Origin of the sequence: Alicyclobacillus sp. SP_1 (assembly GCF_024706985.1) — a bacterium.
Taxonomy (GTDB): Bacteria; Bacillota; Bacilli; order Alicyclobacillales; family Alicyclobacillaceae; genus Alicyclobacillus_I.
This window is the reverse complement of sequence record NZ_JAMCCX010000025.1, coordinates 1-26,438: the sequence shown is the minus strand read 5'-3', so window position 1 is coordinate 26,438 and position 26,438 is coordinate 1. Positions and strand designations below refer to the sequence as shown.

28 protein-coding genes and 1 pseudogene are annotated in these 26,438 nt (G+C 52.3%); 28 read left to right on the top strand and 1 reads right to left on the bottom strand.

Annotated features, from left to right (window positions below):
- The first annotated feature begins 92 nt into the window (after window positions 1-92).
- The 8 genes from mnmE (at window position 93) to M4I36_RS07895 (ending at window position 8,125) form a co-directional block, all read left to right on the top strand.
- Window positions 93-1,475, top strand: a complete 1,383-nt coding sequence (mnmE, locus tag M4I36_RS07930; protein ID WP_258111197.1) for a tRNA uridine-5-carboxymethylaminomethyl(34) synthesis GTPase MnmE — start codon at window positions 93-95, stop codon at window positions 1,473-1,475.
- An 11-nt stretch (window positions 1,476-1,486) separates the two neighbouring features.
- Window positions 1,487-3,442: a tRNA uridine-5-carboxymethylaminomethyl(34) synthesis enzyme MnmG gene (gene mnmG / locus M4I36_RS07925; RefSeq protein WP_258111196.1), complete on the top strand. Its 1,956-nt coding sequence runs from the start codon at window positions 1,487-1,489 to the stop codon at window positions 3,440-3,442.
- Window positions 3,414-4,112 (top strand): 16S rRNA (guanine(527)-N(7))-methyltransferase RsmG, encoded by a 699-nt coding sequence (gene rsmG, locus M4I36_RS07920; RefSeq protein WP_258111195.1) that lies wholly within the window; start codon window positions 3,414-3,416, stop codon window positions 4,110-4,112. Before mnmG ends, rsmG begins: the two co-directional genes overlap by 29 nt.
- 153 nt (window positions 4,113-4,265) lie before the next feature.
- Window positions 4,266-5,099, top strand: coding sequence for a nucleoid occlusion protein (noc, locus tag M4I36_RS07915; RefSeq protein ID WP_258111209.1), 834 nt, complete (start codon window positions 4,266-4,268; stop codon window positions 5,097-5,099).
- A 114-nt stretch (window positions 5,100-5,213) separates the two neighbouring features.
- A complete protein-coding gene (locus tag M4I36_RS07910; RefSeq protein WP_258111194.1) occupies window positions 5,214-5,981 on the top strand; it encodes a ParA family protein in 768 nt (255 codons plus the stop codon).
- Complete coding sequence (locus tag M4I36_RS07905) at window positions 5,974-6,828, top strand: ParB/RepB/Spo0J family partition protein (RefSeq protein WP_258111193.1); 855 nt, start codon at window positions 5,974-5,976, stop codon at window positions 6,826-6,828. The genes M4I36_RS07910 and M4I36_RS07905 overlap by 8 nt, the downstream gene beginning before the upstream one ends.
- 2 nt (window positions 6,829-6,830) lie before the next feature.
- A complete protein-coding gene (locus M4I36_RS07900; RefSeq protein ID WP_258111192.1) occupies window positions 6,831-7,553 on the top strand; it encodes a DUF554 domain-containing protein in 723 nt (240 codons plus the stop codon).
- 68 nt (window positions 7,554-7,621) lie between these two features.
- Entirely contained in the window at window positions 7,622-8,125 is a 504-nt protein-coding gene (locus tag M4I36_RS07895; protein WP_258111191.1) for a DUF4446 family protein, read from the top strand.
- Between the two features lie 32 nt (window positions 8,126-8,157).
- Here the strand turns inward: M4I36_RS07895 and yyaC are convergent, their stop codons facing one another.
- Entirely contained in the window at window positions 8,158-8,751 is a 594-nt protein-coding gene (gene yyaC / locus M4I36_RS07890) for a spore protease YyaC (protein ID WP_258111190.1), read from the bottom strand.
- Window positions 8,752-8,961: 210 nt separating this feature from the next.
- On the opposite strand from yyaC, the gene M4I36_RS07885 reads away from it, so the two are divergent.
- From M4I36_RS07885 to M4I36_RS07790, 20 genes and pseudogenes are all read left to right on the top strand, one after another.
- A complete protein-coding gene (locus tag M4I36_RS07885; protein WP_258111189.1) occupies window positions 8,962-9,501 on the top strand; it encodes a hypothetical protein in 540 nt (179 codons plus the stop codon).
- A gap of 37 nt (window positions 9,502-9,538) precedes the next feature.
- Window positions 9,539-9,748: a DUF951 domain-containing protein gene (locus tag M4I36_RS07880; RefSeq protein WP_258111188.1), complete on the top strand. Its 210-nt coding sequence runs from the start codon at window positions 9,539-9,541 to the stop codon at window positions 9,746-9,748.
- Complete coding sequence (locus M4I36_RS07875; RefSeq protein WP_258111187.1) at window positions 9,745-11,742, top strand: molybdopterin-containing oxidoreductase family protein; 1,998 nt, start codon at window positions 9,745-9,747, stop codon at window positions 11,740-11,742. The genes M4I36_RS07880 and M4I36_RS07875 overlap by 4 nt, the downstream gene beginning before the upstream one ends.
- Window positions 11,743-12,139: 397 nt before the next feature.
- Window positions 12,140-13,240, top strand: a complete 1,101-nt coding sequence (gene ychF / locus M4I36_RS07870) for a redox-regulated ATPase YchF (RefSeq protein ID WP_258111186.1) — start codon at window positions 12,140-12,142, stop codon at window positions 13,238-13,240.
- A 232-nt stretch (window positions 13,241-13,472) separates the two neighbouring features.
- Window positions 13,473-13,760 (top strand): 30S ribosomal protein S6, encoded by a 288-nt coding sequence (gene rpsF, locus M4I36_RS07865; RefSeq protein ID WP_258111185.1) that lies wholly within the window; start codon window positions 13,473-13,475, stop codon window positions 13,758-13,760.
- A 21-nt stretch (window positions 13,761-13,781) separates the two neighbouring features.
- Entirely contained in the window at window positions 13,782-14,258 is a 477-nt protein-coding gene (ssb, locus tag M4I36_RS07860; RefSeq protein ID WP_258111184.1) for a single-stranded DNA-binding protein, read from the top strand.
- Window positions 14,259-14,327: 69 nt separating this feature from the next.
- A complete protein-coding gene (gene rpsR, locus M4I36_RS07855; protein WP_258111183.1) occupies window positions 14,328-14,558 on the top strand; it encodes a 30S ribosomal protein S18 in 231 nt (76 codons plus the stop codon).
- 41 nt (window positions 14,559-14,599) lie between these two features.
- Complete coding sequence (locus M4I36_RS07850) at window positions 14,600-15,097, top strand: MazG-like family protein (RefSeq protein WP_258111182.1); 498 nt, start codon at window positions 14,600-14,602, stop codon at window positions 15,095-15,097.
- A gap of 34 nt (window positions 15,098-15,131) precedes the next feature.
- The gene (gene rplI, locus M4I36_RS07845; RefSeq protein WP_258111181.1) at window positions 15,132-15,581 is read left to right on the top strand and encodes a 50S ribosomal protein L9; all 450 of its coding nucleotides are present in this window, start codon (window positions 15,132-15,134) and stop codon (window positions 15,579-15,581) included.
- A gap of 163 nt (window positions 15,582-15,744) precedes the next feature.
- Complete coding sequence (gene dnaB / locus M4I36_RS07840; RefSeq protein ID WP_258111208.1) at window positions 15,745-17,091, top strand: replicative DNA helicase; 1,347 nt, start codon at window positions 15,745-15,747, stop codon at window positions 17,089-17,091.
- A complete protein-coding gene (locus M4I36_RS07835; protein ID WP_258111180.1) occupies window positions 17,088-17,534 on the top strand; it encodes a hypothetical protein in 447 nt (148 codons plus the stop codon). The genes dnaB and M4I36_RS07835 overlap by 4 nt, the downstream gene beginning before the upstream one ends.
- A 26-nt stretch (window positions 17,535-17,560) precedes the next feature.
- The gene (locus tag M4I36_RS07830; protein ID WP_258111207.1) at window positions 17,561-18,241 is read left to right on the top strand and encodes a response regulator transcription factor; all 681 of its coding nucleotides are present in this window, start codon (window positions 17,561-17,563) and stop codon (window positions 18,239-18,241) included.
- Entirely contained in the window at window positions 18,228-20,000 is a 1,773-nt protein-coding gene (locus M4I36_RS07825) for a cell wall metabolism sensor histidine kinase WalK (protein WP_258111179.1), read from the top strand. Before M4I36_RS07830 ends, M4I36_RS07825 begins: the two co-directional genes overlap by 14 nt.
- Window positions 19,997-21,292 carry a hypothetical protein gene (locus tag M4I36_RS07820; protein ID WP_258111178.1) on the top strand — a complete coding sequence of 432 codons (1,296 nt, stop codon included), beginning with the start codon at window positions 19,997-19,999 and terminating at the stop codon, window positions 21,290-21,292. The genes M4I36_RS07825 and M4I36_RS07820 overlap by 4 nt, the downstream gene beginning before the upstream one ends.
- Window positions 21,289-22,119, top strand: a complete 831-nt coding sequence (yycI, locus tag M4I36_RS07815; protein ID WP_258111177.1) for a two-component system regulatory protein YycI — start codon at window positions 21,289-21,291, stop codon at window positions 22,117-22,119. Before M4I36_RS07820 ends, yycI begins: the two co-directional genes overlap by 4 nt.
- Window positions 22,120-22,130: 11 nt before the next feature.
- Window positions 22,131-22,955, top strand: a complete 825-nt coding sequence (locus tag M4I36_RS07810; protein ID WP_258111176.1) for an MBL fold metallo-hydrolase — start codon at window positions 22,131-22,133, stop codon at window positions 22,953-22,955.
- An 87-nt stretch (window positions 22,956-23,042) separates the two neighbouring features.
- Window positions 23,043-24,419: a S1C family serine protease gene (locus M4I36_RS07805; protein WP_258111175.1), complete on the top strand. Its 1,377-nt coding sequence runs from the start codon at window positions 23,043-23,045 to the stop codon at window positions 24,417-24,419.
- A gap of 73 nt (window positions 24,420-24,492) precedes the next feature.
- Window positions 24,493-24,972, top strand: coding sequence for a 23S rRNA (pseudouridine(1915)-N(3))-methyltransferase RlmH (gene rlmH, locus M4I36_RS07800; RefSeq protein ID WP_258111174.1), 480 nt, complete (start codon window positions 24,493-24,495; stop codon window positions 24,970-24,972).
- 519 nt (window positions 24,973-25,491) lie between these two features.
- The gene (locus M4I36_RS07795) at window positions 25,492-25,725 is read left to right on the top strand and encodes a GNAT family N-acetyltransferase (protein WP_258111173.1); all 234 of its coding nucleotides are present in this window, start codon (window positions 25,492-25,494) and stop codon (window positions 25,723-25,725) included.
- A 269-nt stretch (window positions 25,726-25,994) separates the two neighbouring features.
- Window positions 25,995-26,438, top strand: a pseudogene (locus tag M4I36_RS07790) (hypothetical protein); the annotation flags it as partial.

The following is a 26,438-nucleotide window of genomic DNA, read 5'->3' as shown; positions in this document are numbered from 1 at the left end:
AGTGAGTCGTGTGGCCATGCGAATAGTCAAAAAGATGCCCTTCTCCGAGAGAAGGGTGTTATTGTTGAGATGGAATGAACGAGGTGCAAACGATGTTGGGTCTTTTTGATACGATAGCAGCGGTCGCCACACCGCCTGGTCAAGGAAGTATCGGTGTGGTTCGCGTCAGTGGATCCGAAGCGGCACGCGTGTTGGAGCGCCTGTTTCGTACCCCATCCGGTCGTCATCCGCGCCTTGGGAAGAGGAAAAGTGTTCATTATGGATGGTTGGTCGATCCGTTTGACGGACACAACCTCGATGAATGCATTCTTTTGTGGATGCCGGGACCACACAGTTATACCGGAGAAGATGTGTGTGAGTTTCAGGTGCATGGAGGAATGCAGGTGATTTCTTCAACGCTGGATTTGGTGGTGCGCTGCGGTGCACGCATCGCCGAGCCTGGAGAGTTCACGAAGAGGGCGTTTCTTCATGGGCGTATCGATTTGTCTCAGGCCGAAGCAGTGATGGACTTGATTCAGGCTAAGACGAAGCAGTCGGAACGACTGGCACTTGGCAATGTTCAAGGTGATTTGCGCAATCGCATTCGGGAATTGCGCAAGCAAATTCTTCGGTTGCAAGCTCATTTGGAAGTTCGTATGGACTATCCAGAGCACGACGATGAAGCGATGGCTAATGAGGAAGTCAAGCAGGTGGGTCAGGTGCTGCTCCATTCCGTGCAATCCATCATTCGCGATGGTAAGCGCGGCCGGATGTTGAGGGATGGAGTGGTTACCGCGATTGTCGGGAAGCCCAACGTCGGCAAGTCCTCACTGATGAACGCACTGCTTGGGCGAGATCGCGCCATTGTGACAGATATCCCTGGAACCACGCGTGATGTCTTGGAAGAGTGGGTGGATGTGCGAGGTATGCCGCTCCGCTTGCTGGATACTGCTGGTTTGCGGGAGACAGACGATGTCGTCGAGAGCATCGGCGTAGTTCGGACACGGGAACAGTTAGAACGCGCACAACTGCTGTTGGTCATGCTTGATGTGAGCCGGCCGCTGGATGGCATGGATCTAGATTTGTTGAAGGATACTAGAGAGTCGCGAAGACTCGTTCTTTTGAATAAGGTGGACCAACCCGCTCTCTGGGATGAATCAAATCTCGCTCTAGTTGAGGGCGACGCTGTCGTGCGCATGTCGACGGTCATGAGGTGGGGCATGGACGATTTAGAGTCGGCCGTTGTGGAATTGTGTCTCGGAGATGCGGGGGATATGGAAGGAACGGTCATGGCAAATTCGCGTCAAGTGGCCTGGCTGAGTGCGGCGGAGACGGAGTTGCAGGAAGCAGTGGGCAGCGCGATGCGTGGGGATACTTTAGATGTCGTTGCGGTCTCTCTGCAAGAGGCCTATGCTACGTTGGGTCTAGTGATTGGCGAGCAGGTTGGTGAAGACTTGTTGGACGAGATTTTTTCGCAGTTTTGCTTAGGAAAGTAGAGGTGTGGAGAATGCGCTTTTTTGGTGGGGAGTACGAAGTGATTGTCATTGGCGCCGGGCATGCAGGATGTGAGGCGGCGCTCGCTTCGGCTCGAATGGGTTGCCGTACGTTATTGTTGACCATCAATCTCGACACCGTGGCGTACATGCCATGCAATCCGTCCATCGGCGGGCCAGCGAAGGGTATCGTAGTTCGCGAGATTGACGCACTCGGTGGAGAGATGGCAGCAGCCATTGACCGTAGTTACATTCAAATGCGGATGTTGAATACTGGAAAAGGGCCGGCAGTTCAGGCTCTTCGCGCGCAGGCTGACAAAGCGCTGTACGGACGTCTCATGAAAGAGACTTTAGAGTCTACGGAGAATCTCCATTTGTTGCAGGGAATGGTCGATGAGATACGGACGGAGAACGGCTGCGTTCGATCCGTTGTGACAAAGAGTGGCATGGAATATGTCGCGAAGTCGATTGTGTTGACGACGGGTACGTATTTGCGTGGACGTATCTTCATCGGGGAAGTGAACTATGAGAGCGGACCCAATGGCCAGATGCCAGCCCTTTTACTGACACAAAGCTTGCTCGATCTCGGTTTTGAATTGGTTCGCTTCAAAACTGGAACGCCACCGCGGGTGAATCGCAATTCGATTCGATTTGATCATCTCTCTACGCAACCGGGGGATGAGCGTCCGCAACATTTTTCTTTTTCCTCGGATATTCCGTCGCGCCAGCAGGTGGATTGTTATTTAACCTATACCAATCAAGATACGCACGACATCATTATGGAGAACTTGGACCGAGCCCCTATGTATTCGGGAGAAATTCAGGGAACCGGTCCGCGTTATTGCCCAAGTATCGAAGACAAGGTGGTGCGCTTTCGCGAGCGCCCCAGCCATCAAATTTTCTTAGAGCCGGAAGGTCCGACCACCGCAGAGTGGTATGTACAAGGCTTATCGACCAGTTTGCCGCAAGATGTTCAACTAAAGGTGCTACGGACGATCCCTGGTCTGGAACACGTGGAGATGTTAAGGCCGGGCTACGCGATTGAATATGATGCTATTGTTCCCACGCAATTAAAACCGAGCTTAGAGTCCAAAGAAGTAGAGGGTCTATTTCCCGCAGGGCAGATTAATGGAACGTCCGGCTATGAAGAAGCCGCGGGGCAAGGCATCATGGCAGGAATCAATGCGGCGCGGAAAGCCAAAGGATTGCCACCTGTGATTTTAGCGAGATCGGACGCTTATATCGCGGTCATGGTGGACGATTTGGTGACGAAGGGAACGAATGAGCCGTATCGACTACTGACGTCTCGAGCAGAGTATCGGTTGTTGTTGCGACACGACAATGCGGACTTAAGATTGATGGAGATTGGCAGGGAAATCGGGCTTTTGTCGCCGGAGAAGCACGCTCGAATGATGAAGAAGCGAGATTTGGTGGAGCATGAGATTCAGCGAGTCAAACGGGCGAAAGTGCGTCCGTCCGAGGTCAATGCTGTGCTGGCGACGCTACAGTCTCCCGCCATTGAAGAACCAGTGTCTGTGGAACAACTGCTGAAACGACCAGAAGTAAAGTATGAGCACCTTGAGTCCATGCTGGCTGCGGGAGAAGAGAACCATTCTGGCAAACCAGCGAAAGTCGATGAGGAGCTATGGCAAGAAGTTGTGGAGCAAGTCGAAATACAAACGAAATATTCCGGTTATATTGGGAAACAAGAGATGGAGGTAGCGCGTCAGCGGCGTTTAGAGCAGCGCGAGATACCTGCATCCATGGAGTTTTCCAGCATCTTGGGGCTGTCGATGGAGGCGAGAGAAAAGCTCACGGCTGTGCGACCTCGCACGATTGGACAGGCGTCTCGCATTTCTGGGGTGACTCCGGCGGACGTTTCAATTTTACTGATTGCGCTAGAGTCTTGGTCACAACGCTCGAATGGGAGTGGGCAGGTGAATGGAGAGTCAGGAGCAGCGAATGGATGATGTCGAGGAAAAGTTTCGAATGTATTTTGACCTGTTGTTGAAGTGGAATCAAAAAATGAATTTGACTTCCATCACCGATTGGGATGAGGTTCGGATTAAACACTTTGAAGACAGTCTGCTTCCCCAATATACGAGTACGTGGAAAGCGCAGATGACATCGAAGAGACGTGTGGTTGACATTGGCAGCGGAGCGGGATTTCCCGGTATTCCCCTGGCAATTTTGTTTCCTGCACATCGTTATACGCTTGTTGACTCGCTCCAAAAAAGAGTAGGGTTTCTCGAAATGGTCGCGAAAGAGTTGCAGTTGCACACTGTTGAGGTCGTCCATGCGCGGGCGGAAGACGTCGGCCAAAGCCAGGAATATCGAGGGAAGTTCGATGTTGCACTGTCTCGTGCGGTAGCCAAAGTGAATGTGCTTGCAGAATATCTTGCACCGCTGGTTCGTAGCGATGGATTCGTGTGTATGTACAAAGGACCGTCTGTGCAAGAGGAATTGGATGAGAGTGAAAAAGCTTTGAGTGTGTTGAATTTGAGACTGGTTGAATGTTCTCAGATGGAATTGTCGGCGGGGATGGGGGAACGGCGAATTCTTTGGTTTCAGAGACACGGACAGATTGCCAAACGCTATCCGCGACGAGCGGGAATTCCGTCGAAAGAGCCCATTAGTTGACAGGAGTTGTTGAGTTTAGGAACGCGGTTGATGAGGGTTGTTGTCGCATTTTAAGAACCTTTGTCGCTCAGAAGGAAATGAAAATCGAAGTGTGGAATTGCTGACCTGTCGCGATATGGCCGAGGTATATCCATTGGAGGCTTAGGGTCAATGATGAAAGAAGCGTGGGGTAAGTTCGTGAGCCGCGAATACGCATCGACAACCAGTGTGGTTGAATTAGATGTGGAGAGTATTGTCTCCAATCCCTATCAGCCGCGCACCGTGTTTGATGATGGTGCCATTCAAGAGCTGGCTAAAACCATTCACACTCATGGAGTCATCCAGCCAATTGTCGTCCGTCGCAAAGCCACTGGTTACGAATTAATTGCCGGCGAGAGGCGCTGGCGCGCAGTAAAGTCTTTGGGTTGGACCACCATTCCGGCGATTGTGAGAGACATGAACGATGCACAGACAGCGTCTGCCGCTCTTATCGAGAATTTGCAGAGAGAGGGCTTAACGCCGATTGAAGAAGCGGTAGCCTATCAGCAATTGCTCGAGTTGCATGGACTGACTCAGGAGAGTTTGGCGCAAAGACTGGGCAAGGGACAGTCAACGATTGCCAACAAACTTCGTCTTTTGCATTTGCCAGACATGGTTCAGCAGGCATTGTTGGCGCGTCAAATTACAGAGCGACATGCTCGGGCACTGCTTGCGCTACCTGCTGAAGATTTGCAAATTCAGCTGCTCAACGAGTGTTTAGCGAAAAGTTGGAATGTCAAGCAAATGGAAGAGCAAGTGCAGCGTATGCTGAAACGTCTGGAGCAAGAACCCCAGCGGAAGCCACGCAGGCGCGGGTTGTCAAGAGATGTTCGCTTGGCCGTCAACACGATTCGTCAGTCACTTGAATTGATTGAGAAAAACGGATTGACTGTGGAAGTCGAAGAACAGGACGAAGAGTTATTCTATGAATTTAAAATTCGTGTTCCAAAGAACAACAAGTCGGGATGACTGCCAATGCCATTCGATTTCTGTGATAATTTTGCTACCAATCTTCCCTCTTAACCCGAACTTTGCAGTAGAATGGTAGTTGCGTATTTGGGTTGAGGTTAAGGGGGATTTTTTGTGTCGGGTGGACGGGTTATCGCTATTGCCAACCAGAAAGGCGGGGTGGGTAAAACTACGACCGCTGTTAACTTGGGTGCCTGTCTGGCCAGTCTGGGGAAAAAGGTTTTACTGATCGACATTGACCCTCAAGGCAACACCACTTCAGGAATCGGCATCAACAAGGCGGATGTTCGGTATTGCGTTTACGATGTCATTATCAATGATGTTGCTATTGAAGAAGCCGTATTGCCTTCCGGATTGGACAATTTATCGTTGTTGCCAGCGACGATTCAATTAGCTGGAGCTGAGATTGAATTAGTGCCAACCATTTCGCGAGAAGTGCGATTAAGGAGAGCAGTTCAAAGCATGCGAGCACATTACGACTACATTGTGATTGATTGCCCGCCGTCTTTGGGATTGCTCACCGTGAATGCGCTGACGGCAGCGGATTCTGTATTAATTCCTATCCAGTGCGAGTACTATGCGTTGGAGGGGTTGAGTCAGTTGCTCAATACCATCCGACTCGTGCAGAGGCATTTAAACACATCTCTGGAAGTGGAAGGTGTTGTGTTGACCATGTTAGATGCACGAACAAACTTAGGGCTTCAAGTCATTGAAGATGTCAAGAAGTTCTTCCGCGACAAGGTCTATCAAACAGTGATTCCCCGCAATGTTCGGTTGAGTGAAGCTCCTAGCCATGGTAGACCGATTATCCACTATGATCCGAAATCCCGTGGTGCCGAGAGCTATATGGACCTGGCTAGGGAAGTGATTCGATGTGAGTAAGCGTGTGTTGGGTAGAGGTCTCGATGCGTTGATTCCCCAACATGAAACGAGTGCAGATGCCATTGTGTCAATTGACTTGAGAGACTTGCGTCCCAATCCGTATCAGCCGCGGCGGGAGTTTGACGATGAAAAACTGCAAGAACTGGCTCATTCTATCGAGGAACATGGGATATTGCAGCCAATTGTTGTTCGGAAGAGTACGATTCAAGGTTACGATATTGTTGCTGGAGAACGTCGTTTTCGGGCGGCAAAGATCTGCGGTTTAAAATTAATTCCAGCTATTGTTCGCGAGTTGAGCGATGTTCAGTTGATGGAAATTGCCATTATTGAAAATCTCCAAAGAGCAAATCTTAATCCAATGGAGACAGCGGAAGCCTATTCGCAGTTAATGGAGCGTTGCGGCTATACACAGGAGCAACTGGCGAAACGCGTGGGTCAAAGCCGGAGCCATGTGGCGAACATGATGCGTTTACTACAATTGCCAGAAAGAGTACGTGAACATGTTTCACGTGGAACATTGTCTATGGGGCATGCACGAGCCCTTTTAGCGGTGGACAAACCAGATCTGCAGGAAGAATTGGCCGAGCAAGTGATTCGACAGGATTGGAGCGTTCGCCGTTTAGAGACTCTGATCTATGAACCGAAGAATCGTGTTTCACGTGAAACGCCCGAAAAAAAGCTGGATATGCGGTATAAAATCTATGAAGACCAGGTACGAGACTATCTGGGGACATCGGTTCGAATTCAATCAGGCAAATCAAAAGGTAAGATAGAAATCGAGTACTTCTCCGAAGATGACCTCGAACGGATTCTTCAGTTGTTGATTTCCAACCAGGATGGTGGATGAGTTTGTTTCTCTTAGGATCCATGGTGAACGCCTTTGCCATCATCATTGGTGCTGGATTGGGAACCATACTCCCACGCATTCCGGACGGCATGCGTACCACCATCACTCAGGGATTAGCACTGTGCGTACTGTTGATTGGTCTTGGCATGGCTCTACAAGACCAAAAAGACATACTGTACATCATTATCTCTGTGGTCTTAGGCGGATTGATGGGTGAGTGGTTGCAGATTGAAAATCGTCTGCTGCGCTTTGGCGATAAAATGGAAATCTGGACAAAGAGGATAAGCAAAGGGCCTGTCTCCGAAGCATTCGTCGCATCAACTTTGCTCTTCTGTATTGGGTCCATGGCCATCGTTGGTGCACTTCAAAACGGATTGAATGACAATCCGCAAACGTTGTTGGCAAAATCCGTCCTAGATGGCATTACAGCCGTCGTCTTCTCGTCTACCTTGGGCATTGGCGTGGCGTTTGCAGCCCTTCCGGTATTTTTGTACGAGGGCGGCATTGCATTAGTCGCTCACCTTGTTGGGAGTCACATTGACAACGCATCTGCGATGGACTGTCTCATAGCCACCGGCGGGCTACTTTTGATCGCCATTGCAGCCAATTTATATGGCTTGAAAAAAGTGCAGGTGGCCAATCTACTTCCTGCGCTTCTGATAGCCCCAACGCTCAAAGTGTATTGGCCTATCATGATGCAGTGGACCACACATGTCTTTCATTAAAATGTCATCGGGTTACTCTGTTGTCTCGGGGTTCTTCAGGCCTCGTTAACGAAAGGAGATTGTCACAAGTGTCTTCTCTGATTCCGCAGCAATATCTTTGGATGGTAGCGGCAGGTGCTGTGCTACTCGCCGTGATAGCTCTCATTTTCGTCTTTAGTCTGATGGCATCGCTGCGGCGACTGCGCAAACAAAACAAACGTTGGAAATCTATTCATTCGTCTGCCGACCTTGAAGCAGTCTACGAGAGCACAGTCCTTGCCGTAAAAAAGATGGAGAGTGAGCTCGAGCATTTACAGTCTCAGGTCGTCGGATTGAAGCAAGCCCTTCAATCCAAAGTCAGTACGCCGCGCCTGGTTCGATACAATGGATTTGGTGAATCTGGCAATGATCTCAGCTACTCGGTCGCCTTTCTAGACGACGCAAACAATGGAGTCGTCCTTAGTTCCATCTACGGCCGCGAAGAGTCCCATACTTATGGAAAGCCTATCGAAGCAGGACAGTCTCCTTATACTTTGACCGCAGAGGAACAAAAAGTCATCCGTGCGAAAGAGCAGAGTCGTCATAACGAGTGAGACGCTCTCGCTCTTCGGCCCGTTTTCGAACTTTACAAAGGCAGGGTGCGCATGTTGTGGCGCACCTGTAATTTCCACAGGCTGTTACGGATTGCTTGTACCACAACCTCCGACATCTTCATCACGATGCCAAGGCGCGTGTTCTGAAGTACAAAATACTCCATAAAACCACTGACGTTGACCACCCCCGTCAAGGTCACGTCTCCGAATTCCGGTAAGTTCTTCTTCACCCCGGCTCCAGGACGAAGCGGTCCGGGTTCTAGTGTGATGTGTCCAACGTGATCGAACTTACCGAGGCACGCATCGATTGCCAAAATGAACGGGGGGACCGCGTAATTGGTACGAACCTCGTTCAGGGTAGAACTCAAGTTGACGGCATGAACTGGATTCTCCAAAGTTCCCAGAACTCGCACAAATGGTAGGTTGGTCGCTCCAGACAATTGGCTTCCGACGATTGGACCGAAGGCGTCCCCTGTAGACCTATCCGTACCGACGCAGACGATGAGGATGTTGTGGATGGTGGGACTCGCAAAAACCTTGTCTAACGCCAATTCTAATCGCTCTATTGCACAGGCATCATCGTATGGGATGCGCCAAGTGTAATCCATCCGTTCCGTCGATTCCACGACTTCCCCCAGCCCCTTTGCACAACCGCACCTTCGCGAAGTATTCCCAGTATACGTTCCAGGGACATCTTCTATACCTTGTCTTTCATAGACTCGAACTATAGTGGAGTGTACTGGAGGTGCAGGTCTACGGACTTCCTATTGGTCTCTGAATTTCTCTGGCTAAGTCTATGGTTGCGGCGATATTCTGCGGATCGGATTTTGGGGGTGATGGCGGGCATACTCGCTGCTGCCTACATCGGTTGGGCTTTCAGCGGGTGGATTCCTTTGTGGAATCCCATGACCGCTGCAGCCATCACCGCATGGCTCTCTCTCCATTTACACCCCGAGGCGGGCGATATTGCGGTCTTCACTCAATTTCTTGGGGACAAAGTCATATCGACCGGGGCGTTCGGATTGACCCACGCGAATGTACAGCGCGTTGCCAAACAGGTCTTTGAAGTGGGTTTGACTTTTGCTGCTTCACTGACGACGTTTGGTTGCTTTGTTCTCCTCTCACGGCTTCGTGAGGCGCTCTGGGACACGGATCTAAGTAGTCGCCCACGGACCGCTCCAACATTGTCTCGCAATCTCCTCGCCGTGTTGGTCGGGGCCGTAATTACCCTGTTGAGTTCCGCTTTTCTAGCCTCTCTCACGCTGTTTCAACCTCTTCACTCATGGGTGCATCCGCTGGGCCTACTCCTGCCACTTTGCTCGCATTTCGTGGGGTTTGTGTTTCGGCTTATCCACTCCAGCCCACTTATGCTATGATGTAGAGCAAACCACAGTCCGGTGCAGGAGGTCGAAGATGACCCCAACCTATGATTTAAACAGCATTGTCACCATGAAAAAGCCTCATGCCTGCGGCACAAATCGCTGGCAGGTCATTCGCATGGGCATGGACATTCGCATTAAGTGTCAAGCCTGTGGGCACAGTGTGCTCATTCCTAGAGCTCGCTTCGACCGGATGGTGCGAACGATAGAAGTGCCACCGCACGGTGAGGAGGACCCATCATGAGCACGCAGATTAAGACGGCTTGCCCATTGGACTGTTATGACGCCTGTGCATTTCTGGCTACCGTGGACGATGGCCGTGTGGTGAAGTTAGAGGGAAATCCAGAACACCCGATTACCCGTGGAACCATTTGCGGACGAGGGCGTCGATTGGCGGATCGGCTGTACGCAGCGGATCGACTGTTGAAACCGAGGAAGAGGACTCCCATGGGTTGGGAAGATATCTCTTGGTCGCAGGCACTTGATGAAATTACGGCTGAAATTCGCAGAACACTCTCTGAGGACGGGCATCATGGCTTGATGCATTGCTACGACTGGGGATCGGGGACGGTTTTGAAAAACTTGAATCAGCGATTTTTTTATGCTCTCGGAGGCGGCACCGAGACGGTGGGAAGCCTGTGCTGGGACGCTGGTTTGAAGGCGCAAAACTACGACTTCGGGCAGGCCCGCAGTCATGCCCCGGAGGATCTGTTGAACAGTTCAGTCATCGTCCTCTGGGGGCGCAACGCGCCCGTCACGAATATGCACATAATGCCCTTTATCCGGGCCGCACTCGATGCTGGAGCGCGTTTGGTAGTCATTAATCCTTTGCCGACCGATGTCGACAGGCGTGCGCACTTGCGAATTACGCCACGGCCCGGCACGGACGGGGCTCTTGCCTTCGCAGTACTCAAACTGTGTATCGAACACAGGTGGCTGGATACGGAATTTCTCGCAACGAGATCGACCGGATGGACGGAACTAGCGACCGTCTTAGCGAAAACCAGCGTCGCAGAACTCCTTCGCGAGTGCGAGGTGGGCTTGGAGCAAGCCGAGCAACTCGCGGACTGGTATGGGCGTGGAGGTCCTGTCGCCACTCTGTTGGGTATTGGGCTACAGCGCTACGCCGGCGGTGGACAAGCCGTTCGCTGCATCGACGCGCTCGCTGCAGCCACGGGCCAGGTTGGCAAACCTGGCGGCGGGGTGCAGTATGCCAATCGCGAGATGGGACAATATTTTGACCAGGATATTCTCAGCCGCCGCCATGGAGCGGATGTTCGCGAGTTTAGCCGGGGCCGTTTGGCGGAGGCACTGGAAACGGCCGAACCGCCTATCAGCACGATGGTTGTCACGAGAACGAATCCGCTGACTCAGGTACCTAATACGAAGCGTCTAGAGCGTGCGCTGGCGAAGGTGCGCTGCAAAGTGGTGATTGATCAATTTATGACGAGAACCGCAGAATTTGCCGATTATGTGCTACCTTGTACGAATGTTCTTGAAGAAGAAGATATTGCCTTTACGACCATGTGGCATTCTTTTGCGGGATACGTGCATCCAGTCGTTCCAGCGCGCGGCGAAGCCAAGCCTGATTGGCAGATTTTTAGAGAGCTGGCGCTTCGTATGGGGGTAGGGGAAGTTTACGATGGTTGGCCCGAATTGTGGTTGCGGCAAGCTTTTCAGCCACTGGAAGACGCCGGAGAAAACTTCAATGAATTTCGTGAGAAGGGATTTGTGCAAACCCCAACTTCAGATGTATGCTTTGGCGATGGGGATTTTCCAACGCCGAGTGGACGTTTTGAATTTTATTCGACACGGGCCGAGGCCGATGGACATCCGTCCACGGCAACCTACGTTGCCCCTGCCCGTAAGCGCGGCGAGTATCCCTTGACCCTCATCAGTAGTCATCCACGCAAAAGCGAGAACTCGCAGCATGCCGACTTTCCCTTGCTTCCAAAGATGCCGACGATTGTGCTCCATCGGGACGCTGCGAGAGCTCGAAACATAGAGGCGGGAGACATTGTACGAGTATTTAATGAGCGCGGCTCGATGGAAGCGATAGCTGCACTCTTTGAGGATGGGAATCGCGACGCCGTTCTACTCGAATCGGGCTGGTGGTCCAGTACGCAGACCATCAACGATTTGACGCCAAACACGCTCGCAGACCTCGGTGACCAGTCGGCACAATATGATTGCGAATGTGAGGTACATCTGGTCACCACGACCAATGAAGACGAGTAAAGCGGCGACCGCGGCAGTCATGGGTGAAATGTGACTAGGCGTGTAGTGACTGGCTCAAGAAGCAAGAGGGAATCTGGGACGGGACGATGAACCTTCGTGTTGGCTCGACAGCGTTCGCGCGGCGAGCGCTTGTGGGTTCAACTTTCGAACACGGAGCTTTCGCATCAATCGCTTAAGCACGCTTCTCACCTCCTCTACGCTAGTGTGCCACAAATCTGCAATTTCATCTACGTGCTTGTTGCCCAGTTTATCTGTCCTACAACACACATGCGACGAGATTGACGCTTTTTTGCGCGAATTCACAAAATCACATGTTATCTGTTCTGCTCGTTATTGTCTAAGCGAGAAATGCAATTCTATACTGTGCATTGTCATTCGAGAAAGTAGAGGTGTAACGATGCCACTTCAGGCAGGAATCGTAGGTCTCCCGAATGTCGGTAAGTCCACACTGTTTAACGCCATCACCAAAGCCGGTGCAGAAGCAGCTAACTATCCATTCTGCACGATTGACCCTAATGTCGGCGTAGTTGAAGTGCCCGATGAGCGACTTGAGCAACTGGCCCAAATTGTGCATCCAAAGCGCATTGTGCCTACGGCTTTCGAATTTGTCGACATCGCAGGTCTTGTTTCGGGGGCAAGCCAAGGGGAGGGACTGGGTAACAAATTTTTGGGTCACATTCGCGAAGTGGACGCGATTGTACATGTGGTTCGTTGTTTTGAAGACCCGGATGTGACACATGTGGCTGGGTCAGTCAATCCGCTGCGGGATATTGAAACTATCCAAGTAGAACTGGCTCTCGCAGACCTGGAGACTGTGCAAAGGCGGCTGGAGCGGTCCAAAAAGAATCTGAAAACAGGTGACAAACGCTATGCGACAGAAATTGCGGCGCTTGAGCGTATTGATGCGGCACTGTCTGACGGATTGCCTGCCAGAACTGTCGACTTGACCGACGAGGAGCGCGATGTCCTTCGTGACCTACATTTGTTGACGAACAAACCAGTTCTCTATGTCGCCAATGTGCATGAGGACGAGGTCAGCCTATCCGATGAGAATTCGCACGTTCAAGTGGTACGCGGTCACGCAGAACGTGAAGGTGCCGAAGTGATTGTGGTTTCCGCCCAGTTAGAGTCAGAAATTAGCGAATTCGACGCGGAGGAGAAAGTAGCCTTCCTTACGGATTTGGGGATTGACGAGTCTGGGCTAGATAAGTTGACGCGCGCCGCCTATCATTTGCTCGGGCTTGCCACTTATTTTACAGCGGGTGAAAAGGAAGTCCGCGCATGGACTATCCGCCAGGGGACCAAAGCCCCCGAAGCAGCCGGCGTAATTCATAGTGATTTTCAGCGTGGATTCATTCGAGCTGAAGTTGTTTCTTGTCATGACCTACTCACTACAGGTAGCTATTCCGCCGCTCGAGAAGCTGGAAAGTTGCGTTTAGAGGGGAAGGACTACGTTGTTCAAGATGGGGATGTTGTTCAGTTTCGATTTAACGTCTAGTCAGGTACTCGTCTCTGACTTGTACATGACTGCAACTTGACATGTGTTTTCTGGTGCGGAAGAAATGTTGTGAGTGCTTGCGGTCCCTTTAAGATAGACAGCGTTTTGTCGTCGAGCCCAATTCATGCTTGCCCAAGTAGTGGCGTTGCAGTATAATCAAATCTTGGCACTCACATGCCTATCCTTGCTCCACGCGAGACGTGGGGCCAAAGCCCAAAAGGAGGTGACAGGGATGCGACAGTACGAAACGATGTACATCTTGAAACCAGAACTGGATACAGAACAGGTTTCAGCACTGGTCGCGAAATATCAGTCCCTCGTAACAGAGCACGGTGGTCAATTGGACCAAGTGCAGGAAATCGGCAAACGTCGATTGGCTTACGAGATTGATCATCATCGCGAAGGATTTTACGTTCTCATGCAGTTTTCAACCGACACCGATGTGACACAAGAGCTGGAGCGAGTCATGCGAATCGAAGACAATGTGCTTCGATATATGACTGTCCGCCTCGGCGAGTAACACTCATCGGAGGGGATATGGATGTTAAACCGGGTTGTACTCATTGGACGATTGACGCAAGACCCTGAACTGCGCTACACCAACAGCGGAACTGCTGTCGCGAGCTTTACTTTAGCGGTTGACCGTCCACGGACCAATCAAGCTGGTGAGCGAGAGACAGATTTTATTAATATTGTTGTTTGGCAAAAACAAGCCGAGACGGTCGCCCAATATTTGCACAAGGGCCGCTTGGCTGCGGTCGACGGGAGACTGCAAATTCGTTCCTATGAAAATCGCGAAGGGCAAAAAGTTCGTGTGGCTGAGGTGGTTGCCGAGTCGGTACGCTTCCTTGACCGCGGCGAATCTTCTCCTCGCGACGGACAAATGAGTGCACCGCCGAGGCCGGCTAGTGCCAGCGCGCCGCGACGGCCGGAGACCTCTAAACCTGCATTTGAAGACGATCCATTTGCGGATGATGGCAACATGATGGATATTTCAGACGACGACCTGCCTTTTTAAGGGGAAGTCGGGGATATTTGCAGATGCTTGTTCTGTTCATCGCATAACATACGACGGGGAGTGAGTTTTATGCCGCGAAAGGGACGTGGCGGTAAGCGTCGTAAGGTTTGCCAGTTCTGTGTGGATAAGATTAATCAAGCCGACTACAAAGATATCGGTCGACTTAATAAATTTCTCACAGAGCGTGGCAAAATCCTTCCGCGCCGCATATCTGGTAACTGCGCACGGCATCAACGGCAAGTGACGATTGCTATCAAAAGAGCTCGTCAGATTGCCTTAATGCCTTATACAACTGAGTAAAGAGAAGAATGACGACCTCCGATACGGAGGTTGGCATTTCGATGTTTCGATGGCATTGTGGCCGCACCGGATATTGGTGCGGCTTTCGCTTATGTCGTTTCGCCAACTCCTGTCGCCCGGTTGCAGGAAACGGGGGCGTCGCCGTGGAAATAGAGGCTGTTGAGATTATCGGCGATGCAAAGGGTGCGGCCCTGAGTCAGGCAGGGAACGCGTCCATGGTGGAAGCGGAGGGAGCCGGCGTGTCGCAGCGCGATCCACAAATGCATTTTGCCCGCCAGCTACAGTTGCTGGAGTCTTTGAGGGTAGACTTGGTGTCGGAAGTAGCCGAGGTTCTTCGCGATGTCCATCAAGGAGGAGAAGCGGAACTCGCGCGCTCCCTCGGTAGGTTGGTGGCCACGTCTTATCTCCTCGGGCAAGAAATGGGCATTTCCTGCACGGGGCTTGACCGCGAAGTGCGGGAAGCATTAGTGACGCGGGCTTCTGAAGACTCTGGCTTAGAAGATAAAATCACCGCCGTTCATCGCCGCTTTTCTCTTTAATGCGGCGTGACAGGGTTCGATGGGAGGTCTAGTTGTGAAAATCATTCTGTTACAGGACGTCAAAGGGCAAGGCCGTCAAGGGGAAGTGAAAGAAGTCTCAGAGGGATATGCGCGAAATTTTCTTTTACCGAAGGGATTGGCGGTCGAAGCAACGGATGCTGCCTTGCAGCAATTGAAGAGACAGAAAGACAATGTCCAGAAGAAACAAGCGCATGAATTGGCTGAGGCCAAAGCACTTGCGGCACAACTGGAAGGGCGAGAAGTTTTGTTGCGCGTTCAGGCTGGTGAGGGTGGTCGACTGTTTGGAGCGATTACGACGAAGCACATCGCTGACTCTCTTCACGAGACAGGGTTTCCAGTCGACAAAAAGAAAATCTTGCTTCATGACCCAATCAAGACCCTTGGGTTTCACGATGTTCAAGTCAAATTGCATCCAGAGGTTACGACTACGCTCAAGATTCACGTTCAGACAGAGTCTGAATGACTTGTCATGCTCGGACGGTTGTGCATAGGCGTTTCACGAACGCAACTCAAACATCAGACGAGGGGCTCGCGCGTCGCCCGGGGACTCACGAGTAGAAATGGTGGGAAAGGGGGGGCCGTTGGTGGCTGACTTTTCGAGCACAATGTCGCCCCAGAGCGCTCGGATGAACGCTTCTGATGTGCGGTTGCCTCCACAACAGGTGGAAGCCGAGCAAGCAGTCCTCGGGGCTATGCTCATTTCTACGGATGCCGTCGCGGAAGCCGTCGAATTGCTGGAGCCGGACGACTTTTATCGAACCGCCCATCGCGTTGTCTTTTCGGCGATGCAACGACTATACCAAGATGGTCAACCCATCGATGTCATTACCACGACGGCTGCACTGACCGCAGATGAGGCAACTTTGGAAAGTGTCGGCGGCGTGGAATACATTGCTGAGTTGGCTGCATCGATTCCCACCGCGCTCCATACGGTCCAGTACGCCAATATCATTAAAGAAAAAGCGTTAATGCGCCGAATCATTGCCGTCTCCACTCAAATTGCAGAGCAAGGCTATGACAGCGAACAAACTGCGTCCGAACTGCTCGCTGAAGCAGAGCGGCGAATTTTGGAGTTGTCTCAATATAGAAAAGCTCGAGACTTCACCCATATTTCCGATGTCCTAGAATCCACGTTCGATCGAATTGAGCAGCTTTATGCAAGCGAGGGGCAACTCACAGGTGTGCCCACTGGCTATAGCGAATTGGACCACATGACGAGTGGCTTTCAAAAATCAGACCTTATCATCGTGGCGGCCCGACCTTCGGTTGGCAAAACCGCATTTGCGCTCAATGTCGGGCAAAATGTGGCGGTTCGCGCAGGCTTACCGGTAGCTATTTTTTCCTTAGAGATGTCCAAAGACCAATTGGTCCAGCGCATGCTCTGCGCTGAGGCTTACATTGACGGACACAAACTCAGAAATGGGACTTTGGACGATGAGGACTGGCCGAAACTTTCGATGGGTGTCAGTACACTCTCCAACGCTCCCATCTACATTGACGACAGTCCTGGCATCACCGTTTCGGAGATGCGCAGCAAGCTCCGGCGTTTGAAACTAGAACACGGTCTTGGCTTCGTGGTCATTGATTATCTCCAGTTGATACAAGGTAGACGCTCCTCAGGAGAGAATCGCCAGCAAGAAATCTCCGAAATATCTCGGACTCTGAAGGGGCTAGCCCGCGAGTTGGAAGTTCCTATTGTCGCATTGGCACAGCTCAGTCGCTCCGTGGAGCAGCGGCAAGACAAGCGGCCGATGCTGTCGGATATTCGCGAGTCCGGAAGCATTGAACAAGATGCAGATATTGTCGCCTTTCTGTATCGCGATGACTACTATGACCCAGAGTCAGAAAAGAAGAACATTATTGAAATCATCATCGCCAAACAGCGCAATGGCCCAACTGGAAAAGTGGAACTGGTCTTTCTCAAGAACTACAACAAATTTGTCAATTTGGAGAGGGCGCATGGGGCGTCATGACCACCGCTGACGTAGACAGCATCGGCCGTAAAGAATATCAGCAGCGCCTCAAGCGGCGTCGTCAGCGCAGGCAGAAGCGTCGCAAGATGCGCGTACGCCAAATTCGGATGTTGCGGATGCTTCGCAGCGTTCGCTTTTGGACGCGATTTTTGATTCTCATTGTCGCAGGGCTAGGTCTCATTTTTTGGTCGAGGTTTGCCGTCGTCTATCAAATTCCTGCTTATGCCGTACAAGGGTCTCTGCAGAATGTCAGCGCCTACGTCACCGTCAAACAGTGGTGGTTTGGCCCTCCCGTTTTCGACGTTTCTGCCTACGCCAATTCAGGTACAATGGCAGGAGAAGCACTCGACAACCCGTATCACTTTTTGCTTTCGCAGATGGGTCGATATCAGACAGTCATCACGCATCCCGATTTCATCTGGGTGAAATATATCGACAGCTAAAAGGGGGAGTCTGGTTGTCCAAAATCATGGTGGTCGAGGATGAGGCGCCGATTTCCAAAATTCTGCGTTTTGCCTTGGAACGCGAAGGCTATGTGGTCGTCTCCGCAGAAGATGGCGATCGAGCGGTACAACTTGCACGAGACGAGACACCAGACCTCGTGTTGCTGGACCTCATGTTGCCCGAAAAAGATGGGTTTGAAGTCTGTCGAGAGTTGCGGTCTTTCACAGGTGTCCCGATTATTATGCTGACTGCGCGCGATGCCGAGGTGGACAAGATTTTAGGTCTTGAACTTGGGGCCGACGACTACGTGACAAAGCCTTTTTCCACGCGCGAGTTAATTGCACGCGTCAAGGCGACCCTCCGCCGTGTGGAGTTGGAGCGCGATGTCCAAGAAAAGTCGGACGATTCTCTGTTGAACTTACACGACATCGTGATCGATCTCGCTCACTATGAGGTTCGCAAACAGGGCCATGCCGTGCCACTCACGCATCGGGAGTTTCAACTTCTGGCGTTTCTCGCTTCACGCCCGGGTCTCGTGTATACCCGAGAGCAGCTTCTCTCAGAAGTGTGGGGTATGGATTACATGGGAGATGAACGCACGGTCGACGTTACAGTCCGCCGTCTCCGGGAGAAGTTAGAGGTCGACCCGAGCAACCCAGAATATGTATTGACCCGCCGAGGGGTCGGTTACTATGCACGCCGATAGGCGGTTTTGGCGCAGTATCCGGTTCAAATTGGTCGCTGTGTCGCTGCTTCTCATCCTGTTTTCTCTGGAACTCATCGGCGCGTACTTCGTGCGAACGCTGACGACATCGTTGCTTCAGAATGAGACGCAGACCGTGGAAAATCAGGCCCATTTGATGTCTATTTTGGTGGCTCCCGAAATGGGGTCTCCCGGAAAACGCACTCTTGATTCGGTCTCCTCGATGCTGTCTTCCTTACCGCAATATTTAAATGGCGCCGTTTACATCTTGAACCGAGACGGTTACGTGGAGGATACCTCCGCAGGTGGGGCCCTCATTGGTCAAAAGCGAACAGACTCCGTGTCCACTCAGGCCCTCCTGCAACACCGTACGGTTGCCGCGATTCGGTTCGATCCGCTGTCCAACGAGCACCTTCTCGATGTTGCCGCTCCCATGTCCACGAATGGCCGCTTTGTGGGCGTGGTGGAGTATGTCGTCCCCATCCAAACCATCTACAACACAGTGCGCGAAGTGACGCGAATTTTCTATACAGGGTCTGCCCTCGTTCTTGTCTTGGCAGCCATTCTCGGTATCGTTTTGGCACGTATCATCACCAGGCCAATTTTGGATGTTACGCGACAGGCGCGGGTGCTGGCAGATGGCGATTTCAGCCGCCGTGTGCGCGTCGGTGGGGATGATGAATTTGGCGACTTGGCTATGGCCATCAACGACCTGACGGCCAAACTCGAAGATGCACTTCAGTCCAATCTTCGTGAGCAGGAGCGGCTTCGCGCTGTGATGACCTCTATGGGCGACGGAGTCGTCGCTTTTGACATTGAGCTGACGCCGATTTTTCTGAATGAAGCGGCCCGACACATGCTGAGGCTCTCTTCAGACAAAGACGCAGTCGAAAAGATGGAACTGATGTCGGAAGACCTTGGAGATGCGGTTGGGAAACGCGTTCTCGTTCGCGAGATGGGGGAGACCATCTTACACATTCACGTCACCGCCATCTACCAAGACGGTCAAAAAGAAGGCTATGTGGCCGTGTTGCGCGATGTCACAGAACAGGAAAAGCTGAATCGCTCCCGGCGCGATTTCGTGGCCAATGTGTCGCATGAGCTTCGCACTCCGCTCACGTCGGTCAAATCGTACATTGAGGCGATGCGCGATTTGACGGCGGAGGAAGAAGAGGTGCGCCAAGACTTTCTGCATGTTGTAGGAGAGGAGACGGACCGAATGGTGCGGTTGACTCGTGACCTCTTGCAACTGTCGGGCTTGGAGAGGCAAGGCCAGGTAGGAGAGCAGAAGCCCATTTCGCTGGAGGAATGGTTGACTTCGGCACGTCAGAGATTTCGAATTTCTGCATCATCGCGCTCCATTGACCTTCAATTTGGCCCAATTCCTAGCGGAACCGTCTTAGGGAATCATGACATGCTCGACCGCGTGCTCGACAACCTGCTCTCGAATGCCTTGAAATACACGCCACCTGGTGGAGTCGTTCGCGTGGAGGCACGGGTGGTTGACGAACAGCACGTCGAAGTGGCAGTGCAAGACACGGGTATTGGTATCCCCGAAGAGGATTTGCCACATGTCTTCGAACGTTTTTATCGCGTGGATAAAGGACGAAGCAGACGGTCTGGGGGTACTGGCTTAGGCCTCGCCTTAGCGCGCGAAATTACGGAGAGGCATGGCGGACTGATTCGCATTGAGAGCGAACCGGACGTTGGCACGACCGTACGTCTCACGCTTCCATTCCAGCGCGAGGAGGTATCGTCATGAAGCATCGTCCCATTGCCCTAGCGAAGAGCATTTTTCTGACAATCCTCGTGCTCGTCTCGCTGCTGCTGAGTTATTGGTTGTGGGTAGGGAACTTTGAGAATGCCACCGAGGTTGGATTTACGGAATCCTTCTCGATACCACCAACCACGACACCTGCTCTGCCACAGGTAAGTGCTCCATATCGCGAAGTGCTGGCCGTTCAGTCAGCGGCGGAGGTGTCTGTGGCCCAACCGGGATCGCCCACGTATGCTCTGTGGCTCAACCAGTTGCGCACGTTGGACGTGAGCGAGTTGCAACCGGTGGCAACCTTTCCAGAAAAAACGACGCTGCAAGTAGAGTATGACTTTGGCACGCCACTTACGTATGACTTGCTGGAATACTGGTTGCCACACCTTAACGCGTCCGCACTGGCCAATTACGATGGCACCGTGCTCTTGTTCCAGACGAAGGCGAATGGTCCGGTTTATCTAGGGTTGAGTAGCGACGGATCGAACTATGAAGGAAAAACCAATATCAATGGCGTCCAGATGGCAGCGATTCTGCAGGGTGAGACCCGAACCACACCATGGTCCGTCTGGATGACGGAGAACCGCACGAGCTACATTCCGGCGGGTGGGCAGGTCTGGACGGCGAGCACGTGGGATCTCGAAGAGGAACCAGTGCTGCCCATCGTTCATTCATTTTTTGTCAATCCACAAGTGTTGACGCGCATTCAAGAAAATCCAACGACGGTTCTTTGGACGGATGGAAGCCGAGCCGTGCAATGGTCGCAAGTGAGCGATACCTTGCTCTATCAAGACCCAAATGCCGCAACCGTGCACTCCACCTCTCAGTCGGCGCTGAGTATGGCAACAAGGTTCCTACAGGACCATGGTGGTGGACCGAGCACATCCTATGCCTTTCAAACAGACAGTGCCATGTCTAACGAAGAGACGGTCCGTTTTGTGCCTTATGTCGATGGTCTGCCTATTGCTGGGGTGAATTATGAGTACCAGGTGACCATTCGCAACAATCGCGTGGCTTCCATCGAGAGACCGTTGAATGTGCGCGGAACGGAACTTAAGAGCGAGCAGCACCCGGTACTAGACAACTGGAAGCTTCTTGCGGTTCTCAAGGAACACATGACCAAAACCACCATCCAGTCGATTGCCTCGATTAAGCTGGCGCTGTATCCAGAAGTCAAAGGCAGTGTGCTGCATTTGCAACCTGCGTATTTTCTTCGACTTTCAGGAGGCCGCACGTGGGTCGTTGACGCATTTAATGGTCGCATTTTGAAGGGGGGAGGCCAATGAATTGGGAAGTCGCCAAAAACTGGCTTATTGCCGCCTTTCTACTGCTGGACCTTATCTTAGGCTGGCAGATTATCCAAAGTCACCGTGAAACATACGGCTATGTGGAGTCTTATAGCGATCTGTTGGCCAATACCAAGACCGTCTTGGCGGATCACGGTTTTATCCTCGCCACCAAAGTACCAGAGAATCAACCGGAGATTCCGACCTTTCGCGCGGAAGAGGCCCGTCCGCAGTTAGAGCAGATGTGGAGTGGCATCTTTCCAGGTGCGCGCATCTTGAAAATTCGTCATCGCTCGGTCGTCACGTCCGCTGGATCGGTGACGTTGCTTCGCACGGGCTACTGGCGAGTCGAATACGAACCGCCGCTGGTTGGAATTAAGCCTGCGGATGTTTTGAAGACGGCTCTCCATGGAAATCTGTACGTGCCGGACCCGGCCCCGGAGAGTGCGGCCGTCGTGACCTACGTCGAGGAGTACCAAGGCTATCCTATTTTTGATGCCGCCATCACCATTCACAGAAACAAGAAAGCGATTCTCAGTTATGACCAAAATGAAATCGTCCACATTACTCCGCAAGGCCGCGCCAAGCCAGTTATTTCGGCCATGGATGCCTTGAACAGTTTAGCAGAGTCGGTAGACAACGCGCCAATCGGCGTTGATAATAAGATTTTAAGCATTCAACTAGGTTACGCAGAAAAAACAGGGGTTGGCACGCTCAGCAGCAGCCTCGGGCGAGAACGCTTTTGGTTCCCTGTATGGCGTGTTACGACCGAACAGCAGGTCTATGTCATCAACGCCTTGACGGGCGAAGTCGATCTTTCGTCTTAGGAGGGCGTCTCTTGTTATCCTTCAGTGTTCTGGCCAGTGGCAGTAGCGGCAATGCCATTTTCGTAGCGACCGAGTCGACGCGCATTCTACTGGATGCCGGAATTAGCGCGAAGCAGTTGGCGCTGCGTTTGAAGCAGACCGCCAACCTTGGATTTTCCGACTTATCGGCAGTCCTTGTGACGCATGAACATGTCGATCACGTTCGTGGACTCCGCCAAGTTCTCAAGCAGTCGCACGCTCCTCTGCACCTCACAGAGGGAAGCTGGTCTGCTTTGGCATCCACGCTCGAAGAGTATCCGCCCGAGCGGCTGGTACATAGCGATGCATCTTATGACATCGGGGACATTCGCGTGACACCGTTCACCGTTTCCCATGACGCGGAGGAGCCGGTCGCATACCGCTTTGATGCAGACGGTATGCGACTTGCTGTGGTGACCGATCTCGGTTACGTCAGTGACCACATCAAATCTCTTCTTGAAGGCTGCGATGCTTATGTTTTCGAAAGCAATCATGACGTCGACATGTTGCGTGCGGGACGCTATCCATGGAGTGTCAAGCGGCGCATTTTGGGGGACAAGGGTCACCTCTCGAACACGGATGCAGCCGTTGCATTGCTGGACGTTCTCGGAGATAAAGCAGTTGACGTATATTTGGCGCATCTAAGCGAAGAGAACAATCAGCCAGACCTTGCAGACTTGACCGTCTCCAGCATTTTGACGGAGGCGAAGGCAATCTATGGCGAGCAGGTGACTTTGCATCGCACCAGTCGCTACGAGCCAACTCCTTTAGCGACCTGTCTACCCCATGCCTCAAAGCGTCGAGACTCGGCCATTTGATGCATATACAGCCGCTTTTTGGTACATCCTACTTCCAGAATCGGGATGAGGCAGACACTGTGCCCATATCCCCATCTGGAGGGCGCTATGAGAAAAACTCAAGCAGGACATCGAATGGGTCGGAGTCATCGGCAGAGGGATGTGCAGCATCAAAGTCACCGCACCGAAGGAAGGCATGTGTGGAAGCCTGTTCGTCGCATCATGACCGGGATCAGCCTTGCATTCACGTTTTTGGAAAGTTTGAGTTTGGCATACAGTGTACAGGCGTCGTCTTTTGATGAGACTCCCAAACCGTCGCTGTCGATGACGTCGCATGTGACTTCACACGTGGCAGCGGATCCGCATGAAGCCGTGGCTATCTCAGCGGGCTACTCGAGCGGCATCACGGAAGCTGTCCGGCGTGTCAAACCAGCCGTCATGGGGATTGTGAATTATGCGCAAATCTCCAACGTATTCACGCAGCAGACGAAAGTGGAGCCATCTGGGGTAGGAACTGGTGTGCTGTTTTACAAAGATACGCGGTACGGGTACGTGGTGACGAACAACCATGTGGTCGAAGGTGCGGTCAAAGTTAACGCCGTCATGGAGTCGGGCAAGCACGTGGAGGCTCAAGTGGTCGGTACCGACCCATACACCGATCTTGCGGTGATTCGTCTTCCTTTGCAGGATGTACGGGGGATATCTCCTATTACCTTCTGTAATTCGAACGACTTGGTGGCTGGAGAACCGGCCATCGCCATTGGAACGCCGATGGGATTAGACTTTGCCGACTCCGTCACGGCCGGAATTGTCAGTGCCGCGAAACGCATCATGCCCGTCTCTGAACCACAGACCGATACGGTGCTCGACTACCAGACGGTGATTCAGACCGATGCCGCCATCAACCCGGGCAACAGTGGCGGTCCACTGGTCAATATTCGGGGACAGGTGATGGGTATTAATAGTAGTAAGATTGTCGCGCCAGAATTTGAAGGGATGGGATTTGCCATTCCATCGAATGAAGTCGTGACGATTGCGAATCAGCTCATGAAGACGGGTCACGCTATTCATCCTGCGCTTGGCATTGAAGGCTACTCCCTCTCCACTCTGCCCGAGCAGTGGTGGCCAGACGTGCCAGTCGATTATGGCGTTTGGGTGAAATCCGCCACGTCTCCGGAAGCACGTTCCGCCGGGCTACAACAAAATGACGTCATCGTGGGAATTGACGGACACGCCGTCAAGACCATGGCGGATTTGCGTACTCATCTTTTTCAGACGCACCCCGGAGACGTTGCCACGCTCAGCATCTACCGCGGTTCGCGCGAGTTGAAACTTAAGCTGCAAATTGGGAAAATGGACACTAAGCTGACCACCGCGCCAAATGGGGGAAGTGTGACAGTGGACGGAGATGGCGAGGACGATCCCGCCCCAGACTCGGCACCAGGCATTGGTCCAGGGACATTTGATGGTGGTGCGGGACAGTAACGTGATTCAATTGAGTGCTGCGGTCCTGCGTTAGCGCAGACGATGGCGCATATAAAGGGTGGGACTGCTTCGGATGCAAGTGGCAGTGATTGCGGTTGGCAAGATACGAGAAAGCTACTGGAGAGAGGCGCTTGCGGAATACGTCAAGCGCCTCTCTGCCTATGTTCAATTGGATATGGTCGAGGTGGCGGATGAGCCATGTCCAGAAAAAATGTCCAATGCTGAGCGCGAAAAAGTACTGGGCGTAGAATCGGACCGCATTTTGCGTCATCTGCGCGACCGAGACGCTGTGATTTTACTCGACATTGCAGGACAGCCATGGTCCTCTGAAGAGTGGAGCGGACAATTCGCAGAGTTATCAGCTTCGGGCTATGGCCGATTGGTGTTCGTTATCGGGGGTTCCTTGGGAGTTCACGCAGATGTCCGCAAGCGCGCAACGCTTCGCTGGTCTCTCGGTCGAGTGACGTTGCCTCACGCCATGGCGCGTGTGGTGTTGCTTGAGCAACTCTATCGAGGCATTCGCATTCTGCGTGGTGAACCGTACCATAAGTAACGGCAAGTTTTTTGGGGTGTGACAGGTGGCGAGGCGGGGGAGGCGTGGGGCAAGAGGCCGCACGCTTTTTTTGTGCTCGTCACGAGCTGAAGAAGGCTATGATTGAGGAAATATATAGGCATCCTTCTGGCGTGCACCGTGTCTGATGATGCACTGGCAAGTGGTCGACGCTCTGGCGGCAACGGGCGGGTTAAATTAGCAGGATTCCGAATTTCATATATACTTTTCTGGATAGGAGGGGATATAGATGTGGAGGCACCTGAAATGAGGAAACTACCAGAGAATAGGTGATAAATTCTGTGGATTTTCATATAAGAAGTCTCGAACAACGCGACATCCCGTTTTTGTGGGAGATGCTATACCAATCCATGTTTGTGCCTGAAGGACAGAAACCCTTTCCAAGAACAATAATAAACGAACCATTCATCTCGAAATATGTTGATGGATGGGGAGAACAGAATGGTGATATAGGACTGATTGCGGAAAAGGACAATCATCCAATCGGAGCCATTTGGTTACGTGGATGATGAAATGCCAGAACTTGGTATTTCTGTTCTTGGAGAATTTCGTGGCGAAGGGATTGGTACTGCTTTAATGCGTGAGCTTGAAGTCCAAGCGAGAAACTACGGCTATAAAAAGCTATGTTTAAGTGTCGACCCCACGAATCCAGCGCGCCGTTTGTACGAACGATTTGAATATGTACATGTTGGATGGTGTGATACTTCCTGGACAATGGAAAAGCATTTAGTTTGACAAGTACCATGGGAGCACTTGCGTGGCACTGCTAGGCTTCCTTCTTAAACGAGTCATAATGAACGACACCGGCTCCGTTTCGCACATCGTGGTTTACACTGAGACTTGAGAGAACAGTGCAGAGCCACATGCGAAAGTAGCCGTTACTATGAAGACTATCACAAAGTTCGTTGGATTGGATGTGTCGAAGGAGACAATCGCAGTTGCTGTGGCGTGTGTGGACAACGGCAGCACCCGGCGCTTGTTGCACGAGCAACTGAGCCGACGTCGTGTACATCGACAGCGGCAACAGTGCCGTGGCGATGCCGGGGCACCCGGAACACCTTGACCGTTACCCATTAGCCCATCTCAAAAATAGCGGGTGGGAAGGCCAGGTCGTCGTCGGAGTGCGCCGTCACGGTCAGACCGTCTTGCCGTTTCCCGGTGAAGTGTTCCCGGATCTCATCGAGGAAGACCAATTGCCCACCGAAGCCCACTGCGGCGAGGTCTCGGTATCGAACCCACAGCGCCTGATGACCAACCTCATGGCAGCCACCACCGTCATGATGCTGCTTCATACGCTGCTGGCGGATGGGACGATTTTGCATCACCGCACGTTCTTTGAAGCGAGGCGCAGTTGGATGCGAAGCGACGCGGCATCGACGCTTGACTGGAGGTGTCGGTGTGAAGGGGATTGTCGATGTTGGCGCAATTTCTTATACTACTCTCAAAGG

What these genes read in the sequence shown, in the direction of transcription:
- mnmG (WP_258111196.1), top strand. Translation starts at nt 1,487, where the DNA reads ATGCGCTTTTTTGGTGGGGAGTACGAAGTGATTGTCATTGGCGCCGGG.
- rsmG (WP_258111195.1), top strand. Translation starts at nt 3,414, where the DNA reads ATGGAGAGTCAGGAGCAGCGAATGGATGATGTCGAGGAAAAGTTTCGA.
- M4I36_RS07820 (WP_258111178.1), top strand. Translation starts at nt 19,997, where the DNA reads ATGAAGCATCGTCCCATTGCCCTAGCGAAGAGCATTTTTCTGACAATC.
- M4I36_RS07875 (WP_258111187.1), top strand. Translation starts at nt 9,745, where the DNA reads ATGAGCACGCAGATTAAGACGGCTTGCCCATTGGACTGTTATGACGCC.
- M4I36_RS07850 (WP_258111182.1), top strand. Translation starts at nt 14,600, where the DNA reads ATGTTTCGATGGCATTGTGGCCGCACCGGATATTGGTGCGGCTTTCGC.
- rpsR (WP_258111183.1), top strand. Translation starts at nt 14,328, where the DNA reads ATGCCGCGAAAGGGACGTGGCGGTAAGCGTCGTAAGGTTTGCCAGTTC.
- M4I36_RS07880 (WP_258111188.1), top strand. Translation starts at nt 9,539, where the DNA reads ATGACCCCAACCTATGATTTAAACAGCATTGTCACCATGAAAAAGCCT.
- rlmH (WP_258111174.1), top strand. Translation starts at nt 24,493, where the DNA reads ATGCAAGTGGCAGTGATTGCGGTTGGCAAGATACGAGAAAGCTACTGG.
- noc (WP_258111209.1), top strand. Translation starts at nt 4,266, where the DNA reads ATGAAAGAAGCGTGGGGTAAGTTCGTGAGCCGCGAATACGCATCGACA.
- rpsF (WP_258111185.1), top strand. Translation starts at nt 13,473, where the DNA reads ATGCGACAGTACGAAACGATGTACATCTTGAAACCAGAACTGGATACA.
- M4I36_RS07805 (WP_258111175.1), top strand. Translation starts at nt 23,043, where the DNA reads ATGAGAAAAACTCAAGCAGGACATCGAATGGGTCGGAGTCATCGGCAG.
- yycI (WP_258111177.1), top strand. Translation starts at nt 21,289, where the DNA reads ATGAATTGGGAAGTCGCCAAAAACTGGCTTATTGCCGCCTTTCTACTG.
- M4I36_RS07835 (WP_258111180.1), top strand. Translation starts at nt 17,088, where the DNA reads ATGACCACCGCTGACGTAGACAGCATCGGCCGTAAAGAATATCAGCAG.
- M4I36_RS07885 (WP_258111189.1), top strand. Translation starts at nt 8,962, where the DNA reads ATGGCGGGCATACTCGCTGCTGCCTACATCGGTTGGGCTTTCAGCGGG.
- ychF (WP_258111186.1), top strand. Translation starts at nt 12,140, where the DNA reads ATGCCACTTCAGGCAGGAATCGTAGGTCTCCCGAATGTCGGTAAGTCC.
- ssb (WP_258111184.1), top strand. Translation starts at nt 13,782, where the DNA reads ATGTTAAACCGGGTTGTACTCATTGGACGATTGACGCAAGACCCTGAA.
- M4I36_RS07825 (WP_258111179.1), top strand. Translation starts at nt 18,228, where the DNA reads ATGCACGCCGATAGGCGGTTTTGGCGCAGTATCCGGTTCAAATTGGTC.
- mnmE (WP_258111197.1), top strand. Translation starts at nt 93, where the DNA reads ATGTTGGGTCTTTTTGATACGATAGCAGCGGTCGCCACACCGCCTGGT.
- M4I36_RS07830 (WP_258111207.1), top strand. Translation starts at nt 17,561, where the DNA reads ATGGTGGTCGAGGATGAGGCGCCGATTTCCAAAATTCTGCGTTTTGCC.
- dnaB (WP_258111208.1), top strand. Translation starts at nt 15,745, where the DNA reads ATGAACGCTTCTGATGTGCGGTTGCCTCCACAACAGGTGGAAGCCGAG.